The organism is Winogradskyella luteola (assembly GCF_019203985.1).
Classification (GTDB): Bacteria; Bacteroidota; Bacteroidia; order Flavobacteriales; family Flavobacteriaceae; genus Winogradskyella; species Winogradskyella luteola.
In genome coordinates, this window is record NZ_JAGSPD010000048.1 from 1 (window position 1) to 564 (window position 564).

General features: G+C 40.2%; 1 pseudogene. It reads right to left on the bottom strand.

Annotation, left to right across the window (positions count from 1 at the left end):
* Nucleotides 1-564 (bottom strand): annotated as a pseudogene (locus tag KCG49_RS16365) (HYR-like domain-containing protein); the annotation flags it as partial.

Consider the following 564-nt stretch of genomic DNA (forward strand, 5'->3'; position numbering starts at 1 on the left):
GGTGGTATCTACGTCGCACTCTACGGTGATATCGGCAGGCACGGTAAAGGTCGGTGCCGTGGTATCGACCACGTTGATGGTCTGTACAGCTGACATTGAATTACCACAAGCGTCAGTAGCGGTCCATGTTCTTGAAATTGTTTTTGTATTACCACAAGCTGTAACCTCAGTATCAACGAAAGTTACATTTGGTGCTGCACAATCATCTGTTGCAGTTGCTGTTCCAGTATTAGCAGGTGTTGTATCCTCAGTACATTCAATGGTAACATCTCCAGGAATAGTTAATACAGGATTTACAGTATCTATTATTGAATATGTTGCTGTTGTTGAAGATGTATTGCCACATGAATCCGTTGCAATAAATGTGACAGTAATATTACCATTAGCACAATCTACATCTGTATTTGCACCAAAGTCATTTGACCAAGTTACATCACCACATGTATCAGTAGCAGTAGCGCCAGCATTATTATTTAACCAAGCTTCTAATGTACCATCAGGAGTAACACCACATTGAATATCTATGTTTTGCAAACCTGAATTATCAATTGTTGGAGGCGTTGT